Here is a 740-nt window from a genome sequence, read left to right as displayed (position 1 = left end):
GTTCATATTTTTCCTTAACTTAGTGCCATTAAGTTTGCCCCCACAATCAAGAATTTCACAAATCCTGTCAGTATCTCCTTCACTCTCAATAGTTAGTGTAACTATTTATAACGTGAGTTCGATATAAAAGATTAAAAAGCATGCATAAATATACTGTGATGAGGTTGAAATTTTTTTCTCCAAAAGGTATTTCTGGAGCTGAAAACAAAACACCAACCTCATGGAGTGTTATGCTAGAACTTATCTTTTGTTTTGTCGATGATTTTTGCAAAGAATTTATGCCAGCCTGGCAACAAAACTTAATTGAAACACAGCAGCGAAAGCGCTACCGTAAAACAACTATGAGCGACAGCGAAGTGATGACAATTATGATATTATTCCACCAAAGTCACTATCGCAATTTCAAGCATTTTTATCTGGATCATGTTTGTGTACATATGAAAGACAGCTTCCCTAACACAGTCAGCTACAACCGCTTTGTTGAGCTACAGAAGTCTATGCTTGTTCCCTTGTGTTTTATGATGCATCTTCTTCAAGGTGAAAAAACAGGTATTTATTTTATTGATTCCACACCCATTAAAGTCTGTCATATAAAGCGCGAGAAACAGCATAAAGTTTTTGATGGGTTAGCAAAGAAATCAAAATCAACCACGGGCTGGTTCTTTGGGTTTAAGCTTCATTTAGTGATCAATGATAAAGGTGAGATTATGGCTTTTAAAGTCACTGAAGCAACAACAGAT

General features: G+C 35.8%; 1 protein-coding gene. It reads left to right on the top strand.

Annotated elements, in window-relative coordinates:
- Positions 1–230: 230 nt before the first annotated feature.
- Positions 231–740: IS982 family transposase (locus tag DNK84_RS13460; RefSeq protein ID WP_119344985.1), on the top strand; the 510-nt coding region annotated here is incomplete at its 3' end.

Origin of the sequence: Facilibium subflavum, assembly GCF_003574485.1 — a bacterium.
Taxonomy (GTDB): Bacteria; Pseudomonadota; Gammaproteobacteria; order Francisellales; family Francisellaceae; genus Facilibium; species Facilibium subflavum.
This window is presented reverse-complemented; position numbering and strand designations above follow the sequence as displayed.